19 protein-coding genes are annotated in these 25026 nt (G+C 45.5%); 7 read left to right on the top strand and 12 right to left on the bottom strand.

Features of this window, described 5'->3' with window-relative positions; translation table 11 throughout:
• Window positions 1-148: 148 nt before the first annotated feature.
• Together CLV98_RS04150 and CLV98_RS04155 are read left to right on the top strand one after the other, a co-directional pair.
• Window positions 149-1156, top strand: a complete 1008-nt coding sequence (locus CLV98_RS04150) for an NAD(P)H-dependent glycerol-3-phosphate dehydrogenase (protein ID WP_109673078.1) — start codon at window positions 149-151, stop codon at window positions 1154-1156.
• 64 nt (window positions 1157-1220) lie between these two features.
• Window positions 1221-2306 (top strand): sialidase family protein, encoded by a 1086-nt coding sequence (locus tag CLV98_RS04155; protein WP_229203197.1) that lies wholly within the window; start codon window positions 1221-1223, stop codon window positions 2304-2306.
• Between the two features lie 57 nt (window positions 2307-2363).
• Here the strand turns inward: CLV98_RS04155 and rhaM are convergent, their stop codons facing one another.
• Together rhaM and CLV98_RS04165 are read right to left on the bottom strand one after the other, a co-directional pair.
• The gene (rhaM, locus tag CLV98_RS04160) at window positions 2364-2678 is read right to left on the bottom strand and encodes an L-rhamnose mutarotase (protein WP_229203198.1); all 315 of its coding nucleotides are present in this window, start codon (window positions 2676-2678) and stop codon (window positions 2364-2366) included.
• Between the two features lie 1820 nt (window positions 2679-4498).
• Window positions 4499-5641: a DEAD/DEAH box helicase gene (locus tag CLV98_RS04165; RefSeq protein WP_109672984.1), complete on the bottom strand. Its 1143-nt coding sequence runs from the start codon at window positions 5639-5641 to the stop codon at window positions 4499-4501.
• 169 nt (window positions 5642-5810) lie between these two features.
• On the opposite strand from CLV98_RS04165, the gene CLV98_RS04170 reads away from it, so the two are divergent.
• Window positions 5811-6368, top strand: a complete 558-nt coding sequence (locus CLV98_RS04170) for a DUF2911 domain-containing protein (RefSeq protein ID WP_109673080.1) — start codon at window positions 5811-5813, stop codon at window positions 6366-6368.
• Between the two features lie 97 nt (window positions 6369-6465).
• Here CLV98_RS04170 and fabF read toward each other — a convergent pair whose 3' ends face one another.
• On the bottom strand, window positions 6466-7719 hold the full coding sequence (gene fabF, locus CLV98_RS04175; protein WP_109672985.1) for a beta-ketoacyl-ACP synthase II: 1254 nt from the start codon (window positions 7717-7719) through the stop codon (window positions 6466-6468).
• A 49-nt stretch (window positions 7720-7768) separates the two neighbouring features.
• Window positions 7769-8581: an HAD family hydrolase gene (locus CLV98_RS04180; RefSeq protein WP_109673081.1), complete on the bottom strand. Its 813-nt coding sequence runs from the start codon at window positions 8579-8581 to the stop codon at window positions 7769-7771.
• 137 nt (window positions 8582-8718) lie between these two features.
• Between CLV98_RS04180 and CLV98_RS04185 the strand changes: the two genes are divergently transcribed.
• Together CLV98_RS04185 and CLV98_RS04190 are read left to right on the top strand one after the other, a co-directional pair.
• Window positions 8719-9615, top strand: a complete 897-nt coding sequence (locus CLV98_RS04185) for an EamA family transporter (protein WP_109672986.1) — start codon at window positions 8719-8721, stop codon at window positions 9613-9615.
• A gap of 5 nt (window positions 9616-9620) precedes the next feature.
• The gene (locus CLV98_RS04190; protein ID WP_109673082.1) at window positions 9621-11183 is read left to right on the top strand and encodes an FG-GAP repeat domain-containing protein; all 1563 of its coding nucleotides are present in this window, start codon (window positions 9621-9623) and stop codon (window positions 11181-11183) included.
• A 67-nt stretch (window positions 11184-11250) separates the two neighbouring features.
• On the opposite strand, the gene CLV98_RS04195 is transcribed toward CLV98_RS04190, so the two are convergent.
• The 6 genes from CLV98_RS04195 to CLV98_RS04220 all read right to left on the bottom strand — a co-directional run bounded on the left by CLV98_RS04195 (window position 11251) and on the right by CLV98_RS04220 (window position 21340).
• Entirely contained in the window at window positions 11251-11823 is a 573-nt protein-coding gene (locus CLV98_RS04195; protein ID WP_109672987.1) for a plasmid pRiA4b ORF-3 family protein, read from the bottom strand.
• A gap of 181 nt (window positions 11824-12004) precedes the next feature.
• Window positions 12005-12847, bottom strand: a complete 843-nt coding sequence (locus CLV98_RS04200) for an endonuclease/exonuclease/phosphatase family protein (RefSeq protein ID WP_109672988.1) — start codon at window positions 12845-12847, stop codon at window positions 12005-12007.
• A 122-nt stretch (window positions 12848-12969) separates the two neighbouring features.
• Window positions 12970-14745, bottom strand: coding sequence for a RagB/SusD family nutrient uptake outer membrane protein (locus CLV98_RS04205; protein ID WP_211319965.1), 1776 nt, complete (start codon window positions 14743-14745; stop codon window positions 12970-12972).
• A gap of 38 nt (window positions 14746-14783) precedes the next feature.
• The gene (locus tag CLV98_RS04210) at window positions 14784-18071 is read right to left on the bottom strand and encodes a SusC/RagA family TonB-linked outer membrane protein (RefSeq protein ID WP_109672989.1); all 3288 of its coding nucleotides are present in this window, start codon (window positions 18069-18071) and stop codon (window positions 14784-14786) included.
• A 901-nt stretch (window positions 18072-18972) separates the two neighbouring features.
• Window positions 18973-20277 carry a YHYH protein gene (locus CLV98_RS04215; protein ID WP_109672990.1) on the bottom strand — a complete coding sequence of 435 codons (1305 nt, stop codon included), beginning with the start codon at window positions 20275-20277 and terminating at the stop codon, window positions 18973-18975.
• Between the two features lie 4 nt (window positions 20278-20281).
• Window positions 20282-21340, bottom strand: coding sequence for a hypothetical protein (locus CLV98_RS04220; RefSeq protein ID WP_229203199.1), 1059 nt, complete (start codon window positions 21338-21340; stop codon window positions 20282-20284).
• Between the two features lie 536 nt (window positions 21341-21876).
• Between CLV98_RS04220 and CLV98_RS23650 the strand changes: the two genes are divergently transcribed.
• Together CLV98_RS23650 and CLV98_RS04225 are read left to right on the top strand one after the other, a co-directional pair.
• Window positions 21877-22056: a hypothetical protein gene (locus CLV98_RS23650; protein WP_170120653.1), complete on the top strand. Its 180-nt coding sequence runs from the start codon at window positions 21877-21879 to the stop codon at window positions 22054-22056.
• Window positions 22010-22303: a transposase gene (locus CLV98_RS04225; protein WP_109672992.1), complete on the top strand. Its 294-nt coding sequence runs from the start codon at window positions 22010-22012 to the stop codon at window positions 22301-22303. Before CLV98_RS23650 ends, CLV98_RS04225 begins: the two co-directional genes overlap by 47 nt.
• A 527-nt stretch (window positions 22304-22830) precedes the next feature.
• On the opposite strand, the gene CLV98_RS04230 is transcribed toward CLV98_RS04225, so the two are convergent.
• Both CLV98_RS04230 and CLV98_RS04235 read right to left on the bottom strand, forming a co-directional pair.
• Window positions 22831-23625 (bottom strand): cation efflux transmembrane domain-containing protein, encoded by a 795-nt coding sequence (locus CLV98_RS04230; RefSeq protein ID WP_109672993.1) that lies wholly within the window; start codon window positions 23623-23625, stop codon window positions 22831-22833.
• A 179-nt stretch (window positions 23626-23804) separates the two neighbouring features.
• Complete coding sequence (locus CLV98_RS04235) at window positions 23805-24122, bottom strand: thioesterase family protein (RefSeq protein ID WP_109672994.1); 318 nt, start codon at window positions 24120-24122, stop codon at window positions 23805-23807.
• Window positions 24123-25026: the final 904 nt, after the last annotated feature.

Below are 25026 nucleotides of genomic sequence, written 5' to 3' on the forward strand. Positions count from 1 at the left end.
TACCGCTATGAACGTCGGAGCCCGTACTTTAAATAAATTCCGTGTTTGGAGAAGTTGTTTTCTATAAGTTAAATATTTACCTACTTTGGGTACGGAAGTTTTAAAGAGAATAAAAAATAAAATTTTAGGCATTGAGGCGGAGCATATGATGGCAATAGAAGGTTTAACAAAAATAGCAGTGATCGGTGGAGGAAGCTGGGCTACCGCCATCGTTAAGATATTAACGGAGCAATCGCACGTTCAGATTCGCTGGTGGTTACGTAATAAGGCCGATATTCAGCATATCCGCCAATTTCACCATAACCCGAGCTATTTGAGCGATGTACACCTGCCTCCCAAAAAAATAAAAGTCTATGAGCAAGTTGCTGAGGCTTTAAAGGGTAGCCATTTCGTGATTTTGGCAGTTCCTGCCGCTTTTATAAGGGACTCCTTGGCTGGCCTACAGGCACGACATTTTCATGGGAAGGTCATTGTGTCGGCCATTAAAGGCATGATACCACAAGAAAACCTCCTAGTAACCGACTGGATGGCGGCGACCTATGGAGTTCCCCTAGAACAAACCTGTGTGATTGCTGGCCCCTGCCATGCCGAAGAAGTGGCCTTGGAAAAGCAATCGTTCCTTACCATTGCTTCGACCAACCTATCTACGGCCGCATCATTTGCCAAATATATGACCTGTCGATTCGTAGCCGCCCGGCCATTAGGCGACCTCTATGGGGTCGAATATGCCGCCGTTATGAAGAATATCGTGGCCATGGCCTGTGGCATCACCCATGGCCTCGGCTATGGCGATAACTTTCAGGCGGTGCTGGTAGCCAATGCGATGCAGGAAATAGGTCGGTTTGTAAGTACCCTCGACCCTAGGGAAAGGGAGCTGACGTCCTCAGCTTATCTGGGCGACTTGTTAGTGACCTCCTATTCCCAGTTTAGTCGAAATCGCCTATTTGGCAATATGATTGGCCGGGGATATAGTGTTAAGGCGGCTCAGTTAGAGATGAAAATGATAGCAGAAGGGTATTACGCTACCCGAAGTATCATGGAGCTCAATAAAGCTTATGCAGTTTCCCTGCCCATCACCCAAGCGGTTCATGCCATTCTGTATGCCGATCAGTCGCCAGCAGCGGTGATGGAAGATCTGAAAAATCATCTCGCATAATAGTCCAATTGGTTCTTTGAAGGGTACTTGCATTATAACACCTTAGAAACCTATTATGATTGATATGAACCTAATTCCGCGATCCCTTACCTTGGGCCTTATGGCCGGCGGCCTGGCCTTGTTCAGTGCCTGTCAGAGTACGAAAAAGGAAGAACAAGCCGACGAAAACACCGTCAACACGTCCTTCGTCTTTGGAGACGAACGCCCCTTTCCCGAATGTCATGCTTCCACAGTGGTGAGGCTTCCGGATGGAAATTTTATAACTGCCTGGTTTGGAGGTACCAAGGAGAAAGATCCTGATGTAGGCATATGGATGTCCAAGGGACAGCCTGGCAACTGGTCGGCACCGGTCGAAATCGCCAAAATAAGAGAGGATGCCCATTGGAACCCAGTTTTGCAAGTCACCGACGGTGGTCAGGTGATCTTGTATTATAAAGTGGGCAAAGAGATTGCTAGGTGGGAGACCTGGGTACAGACTTCCGACGATGGGGGCGACAGCTGGTCGGAGGCCTATGAGCTAGTACCTGGTGATAAAGGGGGACGTGGCCCCGTAAAAGATAAGCTGATCGTGCTTACCGATGGTACCTGGCTGGCGGGAGCTTCCGACGAGCAGGATGGCTGGAAGGTGTTTGTGGATCGTAGCGAAGATCAAGGTAAAACGTGGACACGCTCTCCATTCTTTAAAATAGACACCATGGCCATCAAAGGAAAAGGGGCTATCCAACCTACTTTGTGGGAGTCGGCTCCTGGTAAAGTGCATATGCTGGTAAGAACAACCGGTGGGAAAATTGGCCGAAGCGATTCGGACGATAATGGTAAGACTTGGTCGGAGATCGTAGCGACTTCCTTGCCCAATCCCAACAGTGGCATAGACCTAGATAGGCTTGAAGATGGCAGCCTCGTACTAGCCTACAATCCCGATGATAGTGATTGGGGATCTCGCTCACCCCTGTCCTTGGCTATGTCGGAGGATAATGGTACTACTTGGCCCGTCCGCTTCGACCTCGACAAAGGCGACAAAGAGGATGAGTTTTCATATCCTGCCGTGATTGCCTGGGGCGATTCGGTGGCGGTAACGTATACTTGGAACAGGCAAAAAATAGCCTTTTGGAAGGGCAGCAAGGCCGATGTCGTAGCCTTGTCGAAATAACAGCACTTGGGGACCGAAATTAGCAGCTTATTCTGGCATTTTTCGGTCCCCAATATTTTATGGTAGATAAAAGACCCGCTCCAATGGCCTGCTTACCGGCGAATGGTCGGGATTGGTGTCCATGATATCGGACATGTATTTCCACCATTTCTGGACGATTTCCGTTTGTCCCAAATCCTGCGAAGAGCCCTCACCCGTTTGTTTCTGTAGGGCAAATAGTGTATTGGTTTCTTCGTCTAGAAATATGGAATAGTCTACTACTCCACTCTCCTTTAACAGACGCACCAGCTCCGGCCATATCTCGTCGTGTCGTTTCTTATACTCCTCCACCTGACCCGGGTGAAGCTGCATTTTAAAAGCTACCGTTTTCAATCGTTCTTTGTGGTTGGTTGGTATTTGTTTACTTAATATGATAAGTAGGGTCGTCTTCTATTTTACTTGCTAGCCGCTTATAGTAGGTACTTGGATTATGCTCGGACGGCTCAGCATGACATTGTTTTGGCAATGCTATGAAGTTCAAGATTGTCACCCTGAGCCCGTCGAAGGGCATGACATTGCTTCGACAGGTTATCACTGACCTTCAAAATAGATATGTTAAAAATGAGCACATTTATAAAGTGTCAACGGCAGCGGTAACATTCATTATTTAATATGCCGCTCCTACGGAGCTCAAATTCGGAATTAAAACAATATTTCTATTAATATGTCGCCACGCTGTGGCTTGCATAGCAACTCGAGAGGAGCGAAATAATATTTTCGACAAGTCCTCTACCATTCCTTTCTCCACTCTCCTTATCCCCCCGCCGGCTCTTAGGCGATATCGCTTTCTGTGCTGCAAGAATTAGTTTCATTAATCTATTGCCACGCCGTAGCACCTTCTGCAGCTCCAGATGAGCGGTAACATTCATTATTTAATATGCCGCTCCTACGGAGCTCAAATTCGGAATTAAAACAATATTTCTATTAATATATCGCCACGCAGTGGCTTGCATAGCAGCTCGAGAGGAGCGACATATTAATTTGGACCAATCCTCTACCATTCCTTTCCCCACTCGCCATATGCCCTGCGGTCTCTTAGGCGATATCGCTTTCTGTGCTGCAATAGATTTATTTCATTAATCTATTGCCACGCCGTAGCATCCTCTGCAGCTCCAGATGAGCGGTAACATTCATTATTTAATATGCCGCTCCTACGGAGCTCAAATATGGAATTGAAACATTATTTCTATTAATATGTCGCCACGCTGTGGCTTGTATAGCAGCTCGAGAGGAGCGACTAATATTTTCTACAAATCCTCTGCCATTCCTTTCTCCACTCGCCCTATACCCCCGCCGTCTCTTAGGCGATATCGCTTTCTGTGCTGCTAGAATTAATTTCATCTAAAATATTGCCCCGCTGTATCTAGCATAGCAGCTCCGGAGGAGCGAAATATTAATAGCAAGCTAATGCTCGTTGGTTTTTAGAGCTCCAGAGGAGCGACATATTATTTTCTACCAATCCTCTACCATTCCTTTCCCCATTCTCCTTATCCCCCCGCGGTCTCTTAGGCGATATCGCTTTCTTTGCTGCAATAGATTTATTTCATTAATCTATTGCCATGCCGTAGCATCTTCTGCAGCTCCAGATGAGCGGCAACATTCATTATTTAATATGCCGCTCCTACGGAGCTCAAATTCGGAATTAAAACAATATTTCTATTAATATGTCGCCACGCTGTGGCTTGCATAGCAGCTCGAGAGGAGCGACATATTAATTTGGACCAATCCTCTACCATTCCTTTCCCCATTCTCCTTATCCCCCCGCCGTCTCTTAAGCGATATCGCTTTCTGTGCTGCTAGAATTAATTTATTACCACACTGTGGTTTTCTCTGTGACTACCATTGATGTGTATTGCAATAAATTGATTATCAGTGCATTACAAATATAACCCTGAGTAACTATTTTTGGAGCAAACAAGCTCTTTGAAAATGACACTTTAATCGTTTTCGTGCGACGGACCGTACTGGGCCTGTTGAACCACGGGCCCTCAAAATAGATATGTTAAAAATCAGCACATGAGTAACGTGTCAACGGCATCACGCAGGCCGTGACAGGACCCGTCGAAGGGCCTAACATTGCTTAACATTGCACTGTTTTGCCTATGCTTCGACGAACTCAGCATGACATTGCTTTGCCTATGGTGTGAATCGTATCAGTAACCCTGTAGCTCCAGGTCGTCGCTTTCCAGCATTTCTACTCTTTTCTTCATCTTTTTTTGGATGACTTTAAAGTGGTGCTCGTCGTCGGGGCAGATTAGCGAGATGGCCTCTCCGGAGGCTTCGGCACGGCCCGTACGACCTATGCGGTGGACATAGTCCTGTGGGGAACGGGGCAGCTCAAAGTTGATTACATAGGGTAAAAACTGGATGTCGATCCCCCTCGATACGAGGTCGGTGGCTACCAGAACACGGAGGCGGCCACTTTTAAATTTGTTGAGGGCCTCGGTCCTTGCTCCCTGGCTTTTTTCGCTGTGGAGCGCGGCGGCATCGATTCCATTTTTCTTTAATTTCTCTACGAGGTTATCGGCAGAACGCTTGGCGGAAGCAAATACCAACACCTGCTCCATCTCCTGAGTTTTGATCAGATAGCGCAATAACGGTCCTTTTCTTTCTGGACTCACCCTATAAGCCCTTTGCTCTATCTGTTCCAGGTCTTGCTTTTCCTCGGCTATTGTTATTTTTAATGGATCTCTTAATAAGCTTTTGTGGATGGCTTCTAAGGCTTCGCCCAAAGTGGCCGAAAAGAGGATACTTTGCTTTTTCTTAGGAAGAAGGAATAGGATATCTTTCATCTCGTCGGCAAAGCCCATATTGAGCATTTTGTCGGCTTCGTCGAGTACCAATATGTCGGTATCGGCGATGGTGAGGGCCCTGCGCGAGAGCAGGTCTATCAGCCTGCCGGGGGTGGCAACCAATATCTCTACATTTTGAAGGCCTATCATTTGGGGATTGATCGACACCCCTCCATAGACGGCGAGGGTCTTGACTTTTCTGGGTAGTTTTTCACCGAAAGCCTGAAAGACTGCGCCAATCTGTATGGCTAGCTCCCTGGTAGGTGCGAGCACCAACACCCTGATGGAACGGTTCTCTGCTGGACCCTTGTCCTGAAACCATTCTAGTATGGGCAGTACGAAGCTGGCCGTCTTTCCGGATCCTGTTTTGGCGTGGCCCAGAATATCCCTTCCTTGTAGAATGGCCGGTATGGCCTTTTCTTGAATGGGGTAGGGGGTCTGATACTGTTGGTCGGCTATGGCTTTGAGTAAGGGTTCGGAGAGACCTAGGGCTTTAAAGGGCATAAATTGTCTTTTGAATATCGGTTATAGGGGCAAAGATACGATTATTGGATGGATCGCCATTCAGAAATTTATAGGGCCTATTTTGTAAGTAATCGGGAAAATGCCCGACTGTGAAGGTAATACTTATGTATTTTTTGATACTTTTATAAAAACTAAAAAATTAGCACTAATGAAAAAAAATGCCATTCTACTCGTTTTAGCCATCTTGATGGCCTTTACCGCTCAAGCTCAAAAATTCCGCGGACTCGATAACAGCCCTCGCGATATTGCCTACTTCCCCGACAACTTTGCCCATGACCGCAAAGGGGATGACAAGGTCTTTGCTAAAGTATCATACAGCCGTCCCTTCGCTAAGGACCGGGAGATTTTCGGCAAGCTGGTGCCTTATGGCAAGGTGTCGAGAACAGGAGCCGATGAGGCCACTGAAATCACCTTTTACCAAGACGCCAAGATAGCCGGAAAATCGGTGAAGGCGGGTACTTATTCTCTTTTTACCATTCCTAATGAAAAAGATTGGGTTATCATCTTAAACAAAGATGTGGACGTATGGGGAGCCTACAAATACAAAGAGGCTCAGGATGTACTACGTGTAACGGTTCCTGTAACTTCTACCAGCAACGATTACGCAGAGAACTTCTCTATCCAGTTTAAGTCGACTGGAGATAAAAAGGGTGAGATGCTGATGGGCTGGGCCAAAACGCTAGTAGCGGTTCCAGTAAGCTTCTAAGCAAAAGCCATTGTAAGTACGAAGGCCACAGCCACTGCTCAAGAGCAGTACTGTGGCCTTCGTACGTATTTGGGGATAAGACCCCTCGATCGTTTATCTATTCGGATATATAGCGACTAAAAATGGAAGTAGCGGTATGCCCTCCAAAGCCGAAAGTGTTGTTAACCACCACGTCGACCTTCTTTTTCAGAGGTGTTCCTAGCACGATCTCGATGGTGTCTGGGATTTTCTCATCCAGATTTTTGGTGTTGATCGTTGGGGGGACCACGTTATCCCGAATGGATAAGATGCTGATGATGCTTTCTACTGCTCCTGCAGCCCCTAGCAAATGTCCCGTCATAGACTTGGTAGCGGTAACGGTCACTTTTTGATCACCAAATACCCGTCTAATCCCCTCTAGCTCGCCAATATCGCCTAGGGCGGTAGAAGTGGCATGGGCGTTAACGTAGTCGACCTGGTCGGGGTGGAGTCCGCCGTCGGCCAAGGCCGTACTAATCCCTAAAGAGGCGCCGAGGCCATCGGGTGGGGTGCCCGTGAGGTGGTAAGCGTCAGCAGCCATACCGCCCCCTTTAAGTTCTGCATAAATACGGGCTCCACGGGCTAGGGCATGGTCGAGGTCTTCTAATACCAAGGCTCCAGCACCTTCGCCCATTACGAAGCCATCGCGGTCTTTGTCGAAGGGCTTGGAGGCTCCTTGTGGATCTTCGTTATTTTTGGAGAGTGCCTGTGCGGCGCTAAAGCCTCCCACTGCCGAGCCCGTTATAGCGGCCTCAGACCCACCGGCTATCATCACCTGGGCTCTACCTAGGCGTATGGTGTCGTAGGCACTGATAATGGCGGTGTTGGACGATGCGCAGGCCGAAACTGTACAATAGTTGGGACCATGCAGCTTGTGCCGGATGGAGATGACCCCCGCCGCAATATCGACGATCATCTTCGGAATGAAATAGGGATTGTAGCGGGGTGTGCCGTCACCACCGTGGTATTCTTTAAGTTGCTGCTCGAAGGTGATAATACCTCCGTTACCACTTCCCCATATGACCCCTACGCCATAGCGCTGCTGTTCGCTCATTTGAGCGAAGTCGAGGCCGGCATCGGCGATGGCTTGGTCGCTAGCCACAATGGCATACTGCGTGAAGCCGTCGTACTTCTTAAGTTCTTTTTTGTCGATGAAGTCCTCTCCTTTAAATCCCTTGACCTCACAGGCGAAACGGGTTTTAAATTTCTCGGCATCAAATTTGGTAATGGGGCCTGCTCCACTTTTCCCTGCCAGAATATTGGCCCAAAATTCCTCTACGGAATTTCCTAGTGGGGTGATCGCCCCGAGGCCAGTAACTACGACTCTTTTCATATAAATTAGGTGAATTGTATTTTAATAATTGATTTCGCCAACCGGTCGTCTATACGCTCTGCGGGGCTAGCAATAGTTTTTGTAAGACCTTTACCACGCCATTATTATCGTTGCTTTCGGCAGTATAGCGGGCTAGTTTCTTGACGTCGGGGTGCGCATTTTCCATGGCATAGGAGTGTCCGGCTTGCTGGAGCATCTCTACATCATTAAAATAATCGCCAAATACCATGGTCTCGGCCTTGTCGATACCCAGGCGCTCTTGTAAAAAGGCCATGGCAACGCCCTTATTAGCCAATTTATGCGAAATGTCGAGCCAGATAGGCCCAGAGACCTTTACCTGGTAGTCGGCATGCAGGTGCTTGAAATGCGGGTAGGCATGCTTCTCAGAACCTTTTAGATTGCAGATGGTGAATTTTAGAAATTCGTCATCCTGTATCTCTAGCAGGTCGTCGACGACCTCATACCGCTCAAAATATAGAGTAAGGTGGCTAAGAAATTCTTTGGCATCGCTTTCTACATAGGCTTTTTTCTTGCCACAAATCACCAGGTAGTTGTCTGGAATTTGGCGCGCAATTCGAATAAACTCGAACACGGCCTCCTTGGGCAAGGCTTGTACATGCAGCTCTTCGTCGCGGAATACTACATAACTGCCGTTTTCGGAAACGAATATCACATCGTCTTTGATGTCGGATAGGGTCTTTTCCAGATTGAAATATTGCCTCCCGCTTGCCGCTACAAATTGGATACCACGCTCCTTTAGTTGTTGAAATACGGGGTAAAACGACTCATTGACTTCATGATTAGAGTTCAATAAAGTTCCGTCCATATCGGTGGCGATAAGACGAATATTAGTAGGTATCATAAGTTTCATTTTCTGTAAAGGCCTGCAAGGTACGACAAAACCTTTTTTTTTGATAAAATCATATTGACCAATATTTATGGCACATGGTGAACCTGCTACTTCGCTGCGCTGTTCGTATGGCATAACCAAATATACGTATGGCCTTTTCTAAGTTTTACTTTTCTGCATTTTTGGCTTTTGTCATTTGGGGCTTTTTTAGTCTGGCCTTAAAGCCTCTATATGCCTATGCTTCCCTGGATATCCTATTTTATAGGGTGTTTTTTTGCGCAGTGATTATGGCGTTTATCAGCCTGGTAGTACGCCGCCAAGTGCTCCGCGAAAGCCTACGCACCTTTAGGCAGATGCCCCTGGCGCAACGCCGCCGCACGGTGGTCCTTACCTTGGCAGGTGGGCTGTTGTTGACGGCTAACTGGTACTTTTTTATCTATGTGATGAACCATATCAGTGTAAAGGTGGCTTCGTTTGCCTATCTGGTATGTCCCATTCTTACCACCGTTACGGCCTATTTTGTACTTTCCGAAAGGCTTTCTTTCTGGCAATGGACGGCCGTGGGGATCAGCGTCGCGAGTTGTCTTATTTTGTCTTTTAACAATTGGGCCGATATCGCTTATAGCCTTATCGTGGCCCTATCCTATGCCTTTTATTTGGTGAGTCAACGCAAAAATGTGGGCATCGATAAATTTCTAGTCTTGACGATTCAAATCGTCTTTTCAGCCCTGATTCTGCTGCCCTTTTTCTCGAAATATTCGGGCACCATTCCCAGCGAACCATTTTTTTATGAGATGATCCTGCTGATAGCCGTGTTGTTTACCATTATCCCGCTTTTTCTTAATTTATACGCCTTGCAGGGTGTCAATTCCTCGACTATGGGGATTATGCTGTATGTCAACCCTTTGATGAATTTTTTGATTGCCTTATTTTACTTCCATGAATCGATCAATAGCTTGCAGCTTTTGGGATATGCCCTAATTTTGCTATCTATCGTGGTATTCAATGAAAGACATTTGTTTCGCCGTCGCAGCATCGCCGGCTAATGGCTATGAGATTCTTATTTTTATTTCCTCTTTTACTATTCCTGGCCTGTTCCAAGCCCCAGCGGCAGGAGCAGGCTCCTCCTGTCGAACCCCTAGCGACGGATCTGGACGGGAAGGCCTTGGCAGCCGTGCATTGTAGCCGTTGCCATGCGTTGGTGGCTCCCGATCTGCTGCCCAAAGCGAGCTGGAAAGAGGATGTGCTGCCCGCCATGGGGCATCGGCTGGGGATCTATGAGGGGGCGCATCAGCCCGACGCCCTTTTCGATCAGGGGGTCAGTGGACAGGTGGTACGTGAGGCCCATGTATTCCCCGAGCAGCCCATGTTGGCCCGGCAGGATTGGCTCAAATTGGTGGCCTACTATATTGATAATGCCCCTGATACGATCATTGCTCCGCAAAGAGAATCGCCTATCACGATGGGAATCGCGCAATTTCGATATAAAGAAGCTAGCTTAGCCCACCGTCCTGCTCTAACGACCCTGGTAAAAATACGCCCTGGCAAAGGCCTCGTTTTTAGTGATTCCAAAAGGAATATAATAACCTTTCTGTCGCCCTCTTTGCAAGAGGAATATAGCCTTCCCCTGCCTGCCTCGACGGTGGGGTATGAGGAGCGGCAGGGGCAGGTATATCTTACCACCACGGGTAGGGGAGTGTTTCCTACAGATGCCTCCAATGGAGGCTTCTACCAGTTTGCTCAGGATCCTATGGGACGAATGGTACGGTCGGGCAGGTTACTGATCGACCGGCTCCAGCGGCCCGTTCAGCTGACGATAGCCGATCTGAACCAGGATGGGCAGGAGGATATTTTGGCCTGCGAATATGGCAATCAGACGGGTGCTTTGGTGTGGTATGAACAAAAGGTTCCTGGAAGCTATACCAAGCATATTTTAAGGGACTTGCCGGGGGCTGTCAGTACGGTGGTTGAGGATATGAACCACGACGGCCTTCCCGATGTGTTGGTCCTGATGGCCCAGGGCGATGAGGGGATATTTCTCTTTAAAAACCTTGGGAAAGGGCGTTTCGAAGAGAAGCGATTGCTGACTTTTTTACCTCTTAATGGCTCCCAGTATATTGAGCTGGCCGATTTTAACGACGATGGTCTCAACGACATCCTGTATGTATGTGGAGATAATGCTGATAAAACGCCTATACTAAAACCCTATCACGGGGTATATATTTTCCTCAATAAGGGGGAGGATCGTTTTGAACAAACATTTTTCTATCCCCTCAATGGAGCCTACAAGGCCGTTGCCAGGGATTTTGACTTGGATGGGGATCTTGATATTGCCGCCATAGCCTTTTTTCCCGATTATGTTCGTCAGCCCGAGGAGAGCTTTGTGTACCTTGAAAATAAAGGACGGATGCGGTTCAGTGGCTCGTCGCTTCCAGAGGCCACCCGGGGGCGCTGGATCGTGATGGATGCTGGCGATATAGACGGCGATGGGGATGTGGACCTCGCCCTAGGATCCTTCGTCTATTTTCAAGCGCAAGGTGATACTACGGGTCTGGGTGAAAAATGGCTTAAGACAGGCCCCTCTGTAGTGGTGCTGGAGAATAAGGCCAAGTAAAAGATTGGCCTCTCTGCTGGGTAATCTTTGAAATTGGAGAACGACCTAGTACGTTCTCCAATTTCGCTTATTCTACCTCAGAAACCATTACTTTCAGGTCGTCCAATTCTATTTCTTTAGGATCGAAAACGAAATCTAGGGGCATTCCCAGCCATTCTTTCATGCTCGCATGCTCAGGGTGCTGCGGATCGGCCAGCACCTCCTTAAGGTGGGCATAGCCTGGGGCTCCGCCACAATCTTCGGGAGGGCAGGCTCCTTGGCCATCCAGGAGGGTAGGGGTTTCGGCACCATCGTCGATAATGGCCTCTAGGGTGATCTGGTGTTCCCAGTCGTCGCCAAAGTCGTAGAGGTAAAGGTATTTCTGGCCTTCGTCTTCAAAAACATCCGAAAGGACGGTCTCCGAAGCATCTAGCTTTTCTTCACCAAAATCGTCGAAATCTTCGTCTACCATGCCGATGACAAGCTCCGTTCGACCACGGCCTACGGGGTTAAACTGAAATAGATGATACATATCCCAGCCGAAGGCCACTTGGATCACTTCGTGAAATTGTTCGAAGGTATATTCCTCCGGTACAGTCACTTTGCGCCAAACGGTAGGTTTAGATACATTCTTTAGTTGAATTTTGAATTGAAATGACATGGTGTCGATCTGTTAATGTTGGGTGCAAATTAAACAGAAATCCATTTTCTCCCGAGGATATATCTATTAATCTTGTAAAAGTGGAGACGCCCAACGGTACTAAAAGCCAACGGGATGCTAAGCTTATACTTAACACCCCGTTAACTGATGGTTATTGGCCTACTGCCAAATAGGTTTCCCTTTATTTGATGAGGGCTTTGATCACCACTGGTTGGTGGTCGGAAGGGTATTTTTGGTCGTAAGAATCGGTAAGGACCCCGTATTTGGATACTTCCACATTTTTGCTGACAAATATATAATCGATACGGTTTTCCATCGGTGCGTCGAACTTGAAGCTGTTGAAGGTCCCTTCGGGCCCGTAAGCGGGGAGCTTGGATACGTCGTGGGCATCGTTCAACAGGGCGCTAATGGTTTTGATCTGCTCGGTGTCGGGGGTGGAGTTAAAGTCGCCGGTGAGGAAAACGGAGGCCGTGCCGGCAATCTCCATGATCTTCTTGACCATCAGTTGGCCCGACTGTTTCCGAGCCTCTACTCCCCGGTGGTCGAAGTGTACATTGAAGAAATAGAAGCTCTTTCCGGTCTTCAAATCCTTAAACTGGGCCCAGCTGGCAATTCTGTTACAACAGGTGGCGTCCCATCCTTTGCCGGGTTTATCGGGGGTTTCACTCAGCCAGAAATCTCCATTTTTTAAAGGCTTAAATCGGTCCTTATTGTAAAAAATAGCGGAATGCTCACCGGCTTCCTTACCATCGTCGCGGCCCTTGCCTAGAAAAGCCAGATCCTTTATTTCGGCGATGTCCTCGAGTTGACCACGCAGGGCTTCCTGAACACCGAAAATATCGAATTCATGGAACTGGATAAGCGCCTTTACCTCTTCCTTGCGGTTGGGCCAGGCATTGACTCCATCGTCAGGGTTGTTATAGCGAATATTGAAGGAAGCCACGGTGATCGGGCTGTTTTTCTGGGCATATCCCGTCGTCAGAAGTGAACAGCCTAACAGTAGACTTAAAAACAGATGTTTCATTTTTAGAGGTTAAAGGTTAAAGGTTAAAGGTTAAATGTCGAAGGTGAAGGTTAAACGTTGAAGGTTAAAGCACCGGAAATTTAAGAATATTTCCGGTGCTTTCTAAGGATCTGTAAGAAGCCTTACCAGCCAGGGTTTTGGCCTAGGACGGGGTTAAAGAGCCTATCAGCCTCTGGGATAGGGTAGAGGTAGTGTTTTTCTTCCCATTTTCTGGGGACGGTATTCAGCCACGATATTTCACCGGAAGTATCTTCGGACAATCTTTGAGGGTTGGGACCAGAACTCGTAGTTTCTGCAACATTGACGTACGTAACACCGGGTAGCGGATTGGTGGGTGGCGTTTTAACGAAAGCAACGTCCATGATCCCATCTTCATTCAAGTCGAAGGGCTGGTTTAAGGCGGGGACATAAAAGCCGTTCCAAGGTTTTTCCATTAGCTCCCCTTTATGCCAGCGAACAATGTCATAGAAACGGAACCCTTCTAAGCATAGTTCTATGGCCCTTTCTCTCCGGATTTCTAGGAGGCTAGGGTTCGATATTTCTGGGAAGTAATTAGTCTGTAGATAGGTGTCGATTTTGGCAGGAAGGGTATTGAGTCCCCCCGTTATGCCAGCACGTTTTCTTAGTGCCCCCACAGTTTTTGTCCAGTCGTCGTTGGTGATAGTACCTAATTCGGCTTTTGCTTCGGCATAGTTGAGCAGAATTTCGGCATATCGCATGAGGACAATAGAGTTGATATTTCGGGTACCACCATCATAATACACATCATCGAGGCACCATTTGATAGGCTGATATCCGGTATAGGTATAGGAGAACACGGGAGGGGCAGGCTCAGGATTTCCGCCATTAATACGTTGGTAATCGCCCATTCTGATGGTTTGTTGGAGACGTTTGTCCCTGTTTTTTACCTCTTGAGAGAAAGTCATTTTTTCATGACCAGGGGTTTCAGTAAAAGGCGTCCCATCGATGTTGAGATAGGTGTTGATATACGTCCTGGTAAAACTTAACCGGGCCCCATAAGTGGAGCTGGTCCACCACCAGTTGGCATCATTGTACACTGCCAGGGCAGGGTCACAAATATAGGATAACATCACTTCGCTACTTACTGGAGTGGTGCTCGTAAATAATTGACGGTAGGAGTTGTCACTACCTCCGGCCTCATTAAGGGAAAATCCCCCATCTGAAATGACTTTGGAAGATGCCTCGATCGATTCCTGTAGCCATTGGTCTGCACTAGCCTGTAGGTTATAGCTAGTATGGTATTTCCTAAAGGTCCCTTCAAAAAGGCAAATCCTAGACTTTATACCATAGGCTACCGACTTTGTGATAAGGCTACGGCTGTTGTCGTTAGTACGGCTTAGATTTTCACAGGCAAAATTGATATCTGCCAGCACGGAGTCCATCACTATGGTTCGGGGGTCACGGCCGTGGTATAGGTCGGGGTCTTCTACGTCCATGGCTTTGTTGATCCAGGGGACATCGCCAAATCTTTTTACTTTTTCGAAGTAAAATACGGCCCTAAAGAAACGCGCCAGGGCATTGTAGTTTTTACGTGTTTCGGCCGGTACAGATTCCATGTTGTTGTTCTCCAAGAAATAGTTAATATTTCTGAGTGGGCTCCAGTCCCAACCCGAGCTCTGGCGAGCCCCAAAGGCACCATCTCTTAAGAAGTCAGGAACTTGGGAACGGGCCCCAAAATCGGTCATTTCGTCGGACCGGATGATGGAATTGCCACTGGGCAACAAATCGTAAAAGGAGTTAGCGTATAATTCAAGGCCTTTTTCACTACCAAAAACGGCGTTCTTGTCGGCTGTTGACTGGGGCACTTGATCCAAGTCCTGGCAGGAAAATGCCACCAAGGCAGTCAGTAATACCAATACTATATTTTTAATTTGCATCTTATTTAATCTTTATAAAGAATGGTGAAGATTCGTGCTTAGAAGGTAACAGAAAGTCCCATGGTAAAGCCTTTTAACATGGGATAGTTATTTCCATTTCCGCTGGTTCCTGAGGTGAGTACTCTATCGGAACCACCTGTGTTTTCGACATCTATATCCTTCGTGATTTTGTATAAAGGCGACCAGGTGAATAGGTTATCTCCAGAAACATAAATACGAGCTGCATGCATTTTTAATTTGCTGGTAACGGCCATAGGGAGATTATAACCTACTTGAATATTCTTGAGCCTTACATAAGCGATGTTTTGCAAGTACTTGGTTTGTTCTTGGCGTAGTTCACCAGACCCATTCTGTGCCACATACCCCCGGTAGCGAGGCAGATATGCATCTGGATTGTCTTCTGACCATATATTCCCTAGCTGCCATGCTGGGATTTTGTTGTACGGACGGTTGTATTGCCCCCAGAAACTAGCAGCTTCTCCTCCAGGGTACCGGTCCTGATGGCCCACACCTTGAAAGAAGGCGGAGATGAAGAAGTCGTGCCAGTCGGCAGCGAGGGTCGTACCGAAGGTATAACGAGGAAGGGCGTTTCCGATGATCTTTTTGTCGCCAGGGTTGTCGACGGTGTTGTCCCCATAGTCGATCACTCCGTCTCCATTCAAATCGCTGAATTTGATGTCCCCAGGCAGTAATACCCCCGTACTCGAGGCCTTTATTAAAACTTGTTTTGGCGAATTGGTGATATCGTCGTTGGAGGTGAAATACCCATTATTTACATATCCCCAGATTTCTCCTAATCGCTGTCCGGCATAGTAATCGGTCAATTTTCGGCTTTGATTGTTGAATTTGTCGATCTTGGCGGTGTAGTCCGAAAGGGTAAGGCGTATGGAATAATGCATTGGTTTGGCGCCTAAGCTAAACTGGTCGTTCCAAGTCAACACTCCTTCCCAGCCTGTGGTGGTAAGGTCGGCATAGTTGCCTTTGGGTACACTGGTGCCAAATACTGCGGGCAGGGTCATCCCCACAGTAAACATTCCGGTCGTCTTTCTTTGGTAGAAATCGGCATTGAAAGTTAATCGGTTTGAGAGCATCGATAGGTCTATACCGATATCGGCGGTGCTGGAGGTCTCCCAGGTCAGGCCGTTTGGCAATACTGCCGACTGTCCCGTCTTTTGTGGGCGAACGCCGTTGAGGATTCTGCCCGACTGGCCTATGCCAAATTGCTCCTGAAAGGCATAGGAATTGATGTTACCATTGCCCAAGGAACCATAAGATCCACGCAGTTTGAACTCGGAAATAAGGTTAGGAGATACCTTCCAAAAAGGTTCGTTGGATATTCTCCACCCTGCCGAGACAGAAGGAAAGAAGGCAAAACGCTGGTTGGAAGGGAATTTCGACGATCCGTCATATCGGCCGTTGAGCTCCAATAAGTACCGGTCTTTAAAGGAATAGTTAATCCGGTAAAAACCACCGGAAATCACCCATTTCTCCCATCCGCCACCGGTAGTGATGGATTGTCCGAGGGCCAGGTTCAAGTCGGTGGCATCTTCATAAATCAGCCCGTTCCGGGTAACATCTACCCCTCGGTAGCTGGATTGTTCTCTATTGAATCCAGCCAAAACTTTAAAATAATGTTGACTTCCTACTGTGGGTTCGAATTCTGCATATAGGTTGGTGGCCGTATATTGGGTAGTTCGGTACTGGTTTTCGAGGGAATTGGTATTGGTACCCACATACTCTATTACCCCTGGCTTGCGGCTATAGGGCACAGGAACCTTGCGTGTATACTCATTATTGTCGGTACCCTGAAAGGTGAAGTTTCCCTTGAAGCGCAGTACATCGTTGAAGAACTTAGAATCGAAGCTAGTCGTATTTCTAAATACACGTTTGTCCATGTCTATGCCATTCTTGCCATACCAGAAATCACCCACCGTATAAGCAGCCGAGTAGGTAAGGGTACCGTCGGGGTTAAACATGGGTGCCATGGTATGCCCTTCATCGGCAATATTCCTCCATATAGAACCTCCTTCGCCGACGTTTAACGGGTTGTGGTATTTCATCGAAGAAAAGTCCGCGTTATTAGAGACAGTCAGCCATTTGTAGAGTTGCACAGACCCCTTGGCTCTTAGACTCATTAGGTTGTATTTGTCAGTATTGTATTTAAACAGTCCATCTTGTCCGAAATAGCGTCCAGTAATCAAAAAATCGGCCTTTTCGTTGCCCCCTGATACTGACAAATTATGTTCGGTCGAGCTGGTGTTTTTCTTGTATAGTTCCTGGTACCAGTCCATATTGCCATAATATACGTATTCGCCGGTCACAGGATCTACATCTACTGTAGGGGCATTGGGATCGCTCTGGCGCTTAGCATATTCATCCAGATAAGCCTGGGAGAACTTAACGGTTTTATTGACATTTTGAGGGGACTGGGAATAGTTGTTCCAAGCGCTCCAGCCTTCATTGAACATCTTGGCAAAGGTATAGCCATCCGTAACAAATTGAGGTGTAGCAATAGGGTTCTTAATCGAGTGATTTAGCGAATAACTGACCGTTGTTTTGTCTTTTACCGGATTTTTGGTTGTAATTAATACCACCCCGAAGGCCCCTCTGGCACCATAAATGGCCGCCGATGCCGCATCTTTAAGGACCGACACGCTCTCAACGTCATTGGGATTGATCCTGCTGGGATCTCCTTCTACGCCGTCGATCAGTACGAGGGCATTGCCTCCCTGGCCAATAGAGGTGGCTCCACGGATATTGTAAGTAGGAGATTGTATGGGTTTACCATCGCCCATGATCAGGTTGAGGTTGGGGATGACCCCTTGTAGTCCCTGGGTAAGGTTGGGGAGGGAGCGGTTGGCTAAAACCTTGCTAGAGACCTGATCTACCGCTCCCGTTAGGTTGGCCTTCTTTTGAGAGCCATAACCTACTACAATCAGTTCGTCCAAGGCTTTAGCATCTTCCTTCAGGACTACATCTAACGATTTGCGATTGTCAACCCTTATTTCTTGTGGTTCGAAACCTACATAACTAAATATAAGAATCACCTGTTCTCCTTCAACCTCTATTTCATATTCTCCATTTCCGTTGGTGGTAGTACCCTGGGTGCTTCCTTTTACGATGATACTTACTCCGGGTAAGCCCATCGCATTTTGCGAATCAGTAACCTTCCCTTTTACCGTGATCGATGTTTGGGTTTGGAAAGGGGCCGCCAGCAGATGAGCTTTGGGCAACCATTTTAAGGTAGAAGCTTGAGTACTGCCTGCTATCGACAGTATAGCTGCGACGATCAGGAAAACACTTCTTCCCAGAAATGTTTTCCCCATGCCTACTGGCCATTTTGTAGTCCTTGTTAACATAAATATTAGGTTAATAAATTTTCTTACAAATGTATTTTGGTAACCCCCGTATTAGTTATGGAAAAATATTATGATATTATGAACATGATATATCGCTGATTTAACGATTTAGCAACATGAGTTGTAGGGGCTATTTACTGTGGCGGTATAATTGCATTTTTATAAGAAATAGCACACCTGGCCTTAAAGGTTATTGAAGGCCATAAGCCTATATTGAATAGGTAGTAAAGCTTGGCTGAATTTTACGGTTCGGGGTAGATGACAAAACTATTTGAATGACCGTTAGCCTAAACATTCGCAGAAGATTACGGTTCGATTGGTGCCACTTAAGAAGATCAAAAAAACACCTGGTCGCTTATTCAGAACCTATGGACATGGCCCACTTAATATGATCCGATGGACTGGGAACGGGTCATCACCTTACAATTTGTTCGCTTGTAACTATTCGTTTTAGTAGCTTTTAAATTTTGCAGCACAATCCGAACTGTTTTCGCTGGCCCGGTATCGCCTTTTTAGACCAAAGGCAACCAACGACTGGGGGAAGCCGGGGAAAAGCGCAACAAGGCAGCCACTTTGCGCCCACGTAGGGGCTTTTCCGAAAAATTCCACACAGCAATGGAGAACTTCGACCCGGAAGGATTCTGTGCGCGTGAATAACAGGAACTTGGAGATAATATAGCCGAGTCTCTAGTTAGAGTACTGGCTCTGTTCAGGACAAAAAGGATTTTCCGTTGAAGAAGGACCTAAACAAATTCCGTAAAGTCAGATAAAAAGGGGCAATATGCTCCAGAATATCCCCTAGCCAGGGTTTTGGCCTAAGACGGGGTTAAAGAGCCTATCAGCCTCTGGGATAGGGTAGAGGTAGGGCTTAATTCCTGCTGTATGTCGCACTGGTCGAGGTTCCGTCTGGGTTAATAAATTCGTATTTATAATTTCCATCGCTATTCCAACCATAGTTTATAGTATAAATTGCCGATTCAACCTCATATTTTAAAATGTATTGGTTAGGTGCTGGATTCTTAAAATCAATGATTTCTGCACCACGTAGAGGTCGTAAATCGGGCCGAACTCCCTTTGTTTTCGCTTGAGGCATTATTTCATTTTCTGGAGCTTGGGTTCTCGGATTTATTTCGACTTTACCTTTCATAGATGCAATCAAATACGGGTATTCTCTAATGGCGTGATATTGATAGGTGCTATCGGTTGTAAAACGTCCAAGACTTTCGTCTAAGGGCTCGTTAGTTTCTCCGTAAACTGGAAAACCATCCAATGCATACGCTATTGGTTTGCCCTTGCCTACTCTAGACTGCAAATGGGAAGGTGGTAAATGATAATGATAGTCATCCGCTCGTCCACAATGTCCGCCCCATTTATCTAATTCTCCAATAGCATTTGCATCTTCGCCACGATTGTTCAATGGATTAAAAATGGGTATTCCATTCGCTGCAATGGCTATGGCTCCTTTCATAAAGTTTTCTTTGGTGGAGAGCGGATTCTTAGCCAATTCAGGTTGTAAGGGAATTGCCCAAGCATTACTGCCAGAATAATCGTGATTGATAGGGACCTGTTGTTGCCAATTGTTGATGCCTGTCATCATTTCATGATCAGGTATTCCATCCGATTCTATATAGAAGTATTTGTCATCTGAGCGAGTAGACACTTTATCAAATACTCCAAAAATAGATTCTAGATAGGAGATATTATTTTTTGCCATTATTATTTCTACACCTGAAGCATTGGATTTACAGCCTATAACGACAAATGCTAGCCCGGTTAGGCTAGCAGCCCATAGTTTAGACTTGTTTTTTTGCTTTAACATGAAGAATGCTAATAGCAATATGGCGACACCAAGGTAAATTAAAACTTTCGAATAGTTAATCGAAAATACTCCATGCTCCGATGTAGTGGTGTTTTTGTCATTAATCCAATTGGTCCTACTCAAAATATATGCTTGCTCCTTATTCGTGAATTCCGAAAAATTGAAGGCTATCACTTTATGTTTATCATTCATCAAATAAACTCTGTCGTCGAGTTTTTCAATAAATTCTGCCTTTAAGGTCATTTCGCCGTTTGAAAAATGCCAAACTTTAGTTGGTGAACCGTGCCCACCTTCATGAGCAGTGACTTGAAAGGATGCAAAAAGAATGATTATTAAAAACAATACCTTTTTCATTGGTTTATTTGATGGTGTAACGTACTAAAACTTCGTTGTCCAATATCACATTGGTCGACCATATGAATTTTGCATCTTCACTGGTATCATCAAAAATCGAGGTAAAATTGGTGTATGCTGATTTATTATCTACTCCAATATCCTGGTTGGTATAGGTGGTTGCATTTGGCCAATTTGAATCATTGAAATTCGCTTTCATCCACTCTTTGGGTAGCTCCCAATGTAACGCATAGAAGGAGGTTCCATCTTGACTACCATTTGTGTCGCAATTTTCGGAATACCTGTAATTGCCTACCTCCGAAACACAATTTAGGTCTTTAATGGGTGCCGTATAAAAGGTCTGCGCTTTCCAGTTTTCATTAGTTGTGGCAATAATATGGTTATTTTTATCCTTGATAACAGCCACCATTCCACCATCGCCCGCATGAAAAGATTTGCCTCTATTTGCTTCGCAACCTATACCTAGGTGTTCTTCCCAGTCCACTAACTTCATTGCTATTGTAAACGGTTTGCTTACTCTAAACTTTATGATGCTAGAATTGAATTCGGTAAACGGAACTTTGTCCTTACCCACTGCTACACCATTAACGTACATTTCGAAATAATTGTCGGCAAATATATAGGCAGTGAATATCTCGCCTTCCTTGTCAATCTCTATAATTCTGGAATCATCAAAATTGGATAGAGCCTCTTGTGGTGTTGCATATTTTTTTCCTTCGCAAGAATTAAATAAGTCTGATGAAAAAGGGAAGCTGACATTTGTGAAATTGGTTTGAGCAGGTACCGTCCATTTTTTACCATCGGTAGAGGTGATCGCTCCAACATCCGTTTTTCGTCCTCGTTCACAAGAATAGATGTCTTCGTTTATGGTGCTGGCTATTCCTTGTGTAATACTTGCAGTTCCCGTGTAACTGGAAGTTTGAGTGATTTTTGCGCTACTATTAGATGATTTTTTTGATGTATTATTGCCACATCCTACCATGAAAGTAAGCATTGCCGACAGAAGGAAATATTGGGTCATTCTTGTAGGTTTTATTTTTATTGAAAAGATTTTTGGATACATATTTAAAGGGTTTTGATTCTTTTAATCAAAAAGGAGTTGTGTAAGGTTGCCAATAGTTGGCAAGCCTGGTAATGGACCTTGCGTTGTATTTAAGCCCGAAACTTACTTTTTAATTGTCTATATAGTCAAGTTATTAACTTGGCGGTAATGATTAATAGTACTGAAGTTTCGAAGTTAATTAACACCCTATTTTCCCTAAACCTAAGACGGAGGGGGCATTTTGTCTTATCTGTCAGTGGTGTCGGATATCGTTTTGAGGATATTAAAATACTACGAAGCCACTAAATATAACTGTATTATTGAGGCTTTTTAAATTTAGGTTCCAAAAAGAGGCTTTCAGTTGAATGATAATCTTTGTGATGACCATAGCCTAATACTAAAACCACCCTGTGAATTATAACCATAGGCACGATAAAGCTAGAGACTGTAAATAAACTCAGTTTAAAAGTTTTTTTAACTTTAAGTCAGAGTATCGGAAAGAAAGAATAGGAAGAAATGCGCGACAAAGCGCTAGAGCAGTTAATGAAGGGAGAGTCATGGACTGGCAAAAATGGGCTGGGCGCCCCCAGGCTTTTGCTCCCTTCTCAAAACAGTTTTTAGATAATCCCTTAGGTGCCGAGAGGAGTGCACACTTGAGCGAAGAGGAGCGTCAGATGGGTAATATGCACAATGGGAAAGGCTCTAAATCGTCTGAAAACGATATCTGGAGAAATTGAATTAACTACACCTCAGGATAGAAAATGTACCTTTGAGCCCCAAATAGATAGGAAGGGGGAAAATACCTTAGCCGATAGTTTAGCACCACACATTATCGCTCTTTACAGTCGAGGAATGAGCATTAGGGGCAATTCTGACCATATCATGGAAATGTTCGACTTCAACGTATCTCGCACTACTCTTTCTGAGTTTGCCGAACGTATTATTCCGCTGGTTAAGGATCGGACAGCCGCTGCTGTGGCATAACAGGCCTTTGGAAGAGCTTTATACCCTTGTTTGGCTTGATGCTATGCATCGCCGGGCGGTCCCGTATATTTCTGAAACGAGGGCCACCGCCGCCCTGCTTTCCTAATGGTAGGGTGCTGCTTAAAATGATCTATTTAGCAGCCGAGAATATTAACAAAAAATGGACGGGGTCGCCCAGACGGGGTCGCCTAGACGGGGTCGCCTAGACGGGGTCGCCCAGACGGGGTCGCCTAGACGGGGTCGCCCAGACTAGCCCTTTGCAAAACTGGGGTTTAATCGCTCAGCAACGGCAGATTAAGTTTGGTGACAGAATGAAACTAGAGCTATAAAAATTCATTTCCAATATGCCAATGCAAAGCTAGCAACGATTGATTTCCTCAAGTGTATATAAATGTCCTTGTGCCTCGGCCCCCCTTGACCAATCCAATCGTAATTTTTAAATACTACTTGAAAATTGAAAAAAGAAACTTGAATGATCAATTGACCCCAGACAGAGTTCATAATACACATCCAAGTACGGTTTTTATCTATTTACTCAGTTTTAAAATTCTAAATGCTCCTTGAATTACCAATACAAAAACGATTGTTCCGATAATTAAATCAGGTTTATTTGAGCTCAACCAATTTACCAAGAGTCCCGCTAGGAGTACACCCAAATTGATAATCACGTCATTTGAGGTAAAAATCATACTCGCTTTCATATGAGCATCTTCCTTGCTTTTTGACTTTTGTAAAATATAAAGACAAATTCCATTTGCTATAAGGGCAAAAATCGAAATGGTAATCATTGTCGAAAAGTCGGGAAGTTTTTCGTTATCAAAAAACCTTCTTAAAACTTCGATAAATCCAATAATAGCCAGTGTAATCTGAAAATATCCAGCAAGTTTCGCAATCTGTTTTTTCTTAACCTGTGTTCCGCCCACCGCAAGCAAGCTTATTCCGTAAACAAAACTGTCGGCAAGCATATCCAGACTGTCGGCAACCAATCCCATCGATTTTGACATGATTCCAGTAGTCATTTCGATTATGAAAAAGGCAAAGTTGATTGCAAGTACAGACCAAAGTAGTTTTTTCTGAGTTGAATTTTCTTTAAAATCTGTTTGGTCAGTTTGTTCCGTTGAGATTTTTTTTCCGCCCAAATTCAGTTCGAGAACAGATTTCTCGATTTGGTCAGTCGGTCCACTATGAAAAACAGTTAGTTTTCGGTTTGGGATGTCAAAGTCCAAATTTGCAATACTTGAAATTCCGTCCAGCTTCATTCGGATTAGATTTTCCTCCGAAGGACAATCCATTTGTGTAATCTCAAAAGTGGTTTTATTCATTCATTTTTTAGTTTCCTGGTAAGCAACCGCCTTGTCCCATTTCCAAAATCAATTATTTCTGGTATGCGCTTGGCGCATAAAATATATACAAATATAAAACGAGAATTATTCCCAGCAGCCGTACGTATAGTGGACGAAGGTACCAGGCTAATGCGTAGCGGGACATAATATTACCCCCCTTAGATATCTTTATTGGAGGTTTTTATCGTTTCATAATCACTCTCAAATAGGCTGATCACTTCAGCTGAAGGAGTTCTGAGTTGATATTCGGAATCACTATTCTTGATTATTTCTCTCATATCTTGCGTTTTCTTATTTTTCCAAAATCCAGCTTTGGTGAATCCGATGGCACATACTTGTCCATTCTGCTCAAAAGTTTGTCGGTGGTAAACCCATTTTTCGTCGGAACCTTCTAGTTTAAGCGTAATGTCGAATTTTTGGAAAATTTTTAATGGTTTTTTATATATTATTTTTTGAGATGCCAGCACACCAAACATTCCTTTTTTATGGTATTGTCATATAACTTTGACCTAAATACCACTTCGTATCTTATTAAGTCCATGTAATAAAAGTATTTGGAGTTTGCCATGAACCGAAGCGCGTCGCAATCCAAAATTCCCACGCTTCTGGTTCTGGTTAATTCAGCAGTGGGGTGGACTTTCTTCCAAAATATTCTTGATCCAATGTAGATATAAATCATGTGTAACCAATAATAAATCATTTTTTAGGTTGGGTTTTGCAGATTACTTAAGTATTTGAGAATCAAAGTTATAAACTACATCGTAAATGATGGAATCCGTTTCGGTTATTTCTTATTAGCAGGTGCATATTCTGGACAATACTGACCCCTTTATAAATGGTTTTGGAGAGTAGACTCCCATGGTAGGGCAATTTTTTTCTTAAATATTCGCACCCGGTGCCCGCCACGCGGTGGCCGCCACGCGGTGGCCGCCACGCGGTGGCCGGCATGCGATGCCCGGCACGCGATGCCCGGCACGCGGTGGCCGGCAATCAGTTCGGTTCTTTACGAATTACGCACCAATCGATCCATTGGTGCTTCTGAGTTTTTCTGGGGGATTATGGCGATACTGGGCCAGATGGGACGTGAGGAAATTGGTATTGGACTCCCTTCGACTCCGCTCAGGGCCCCCCTTGGGATCCGCTTACAGAGCCCCCTCGAACTCCACTCAGGGGCCCCCTTGGGCTCCGCTTAGGGATCGCTTTGACTTTTGATAGAGGTAGGGATTAATTGCATATTAAGAATATGTTAGTATTGAATTAGAGCAACGACCCCGCTAAAAAAGCGGGGGGAACGTTTCAATCCATCTAATCTGGAAATTGGTATTCGACCCTTCGGCTCCGCTCAGGGATCGCTTTGACTTTTGATAGAGGTAGGGATTA

It is taken from the genome of Dyadobacter jejuensis (assembly GCF_003149085.1).
In the GTDB taxonomy this organism is placed as follows: Bacteria; Bacteroidota; Bacteroidia; order Cytophagales; family Spirosomataceae; genus Dyadobacter; species Dyadobacter jejuensis.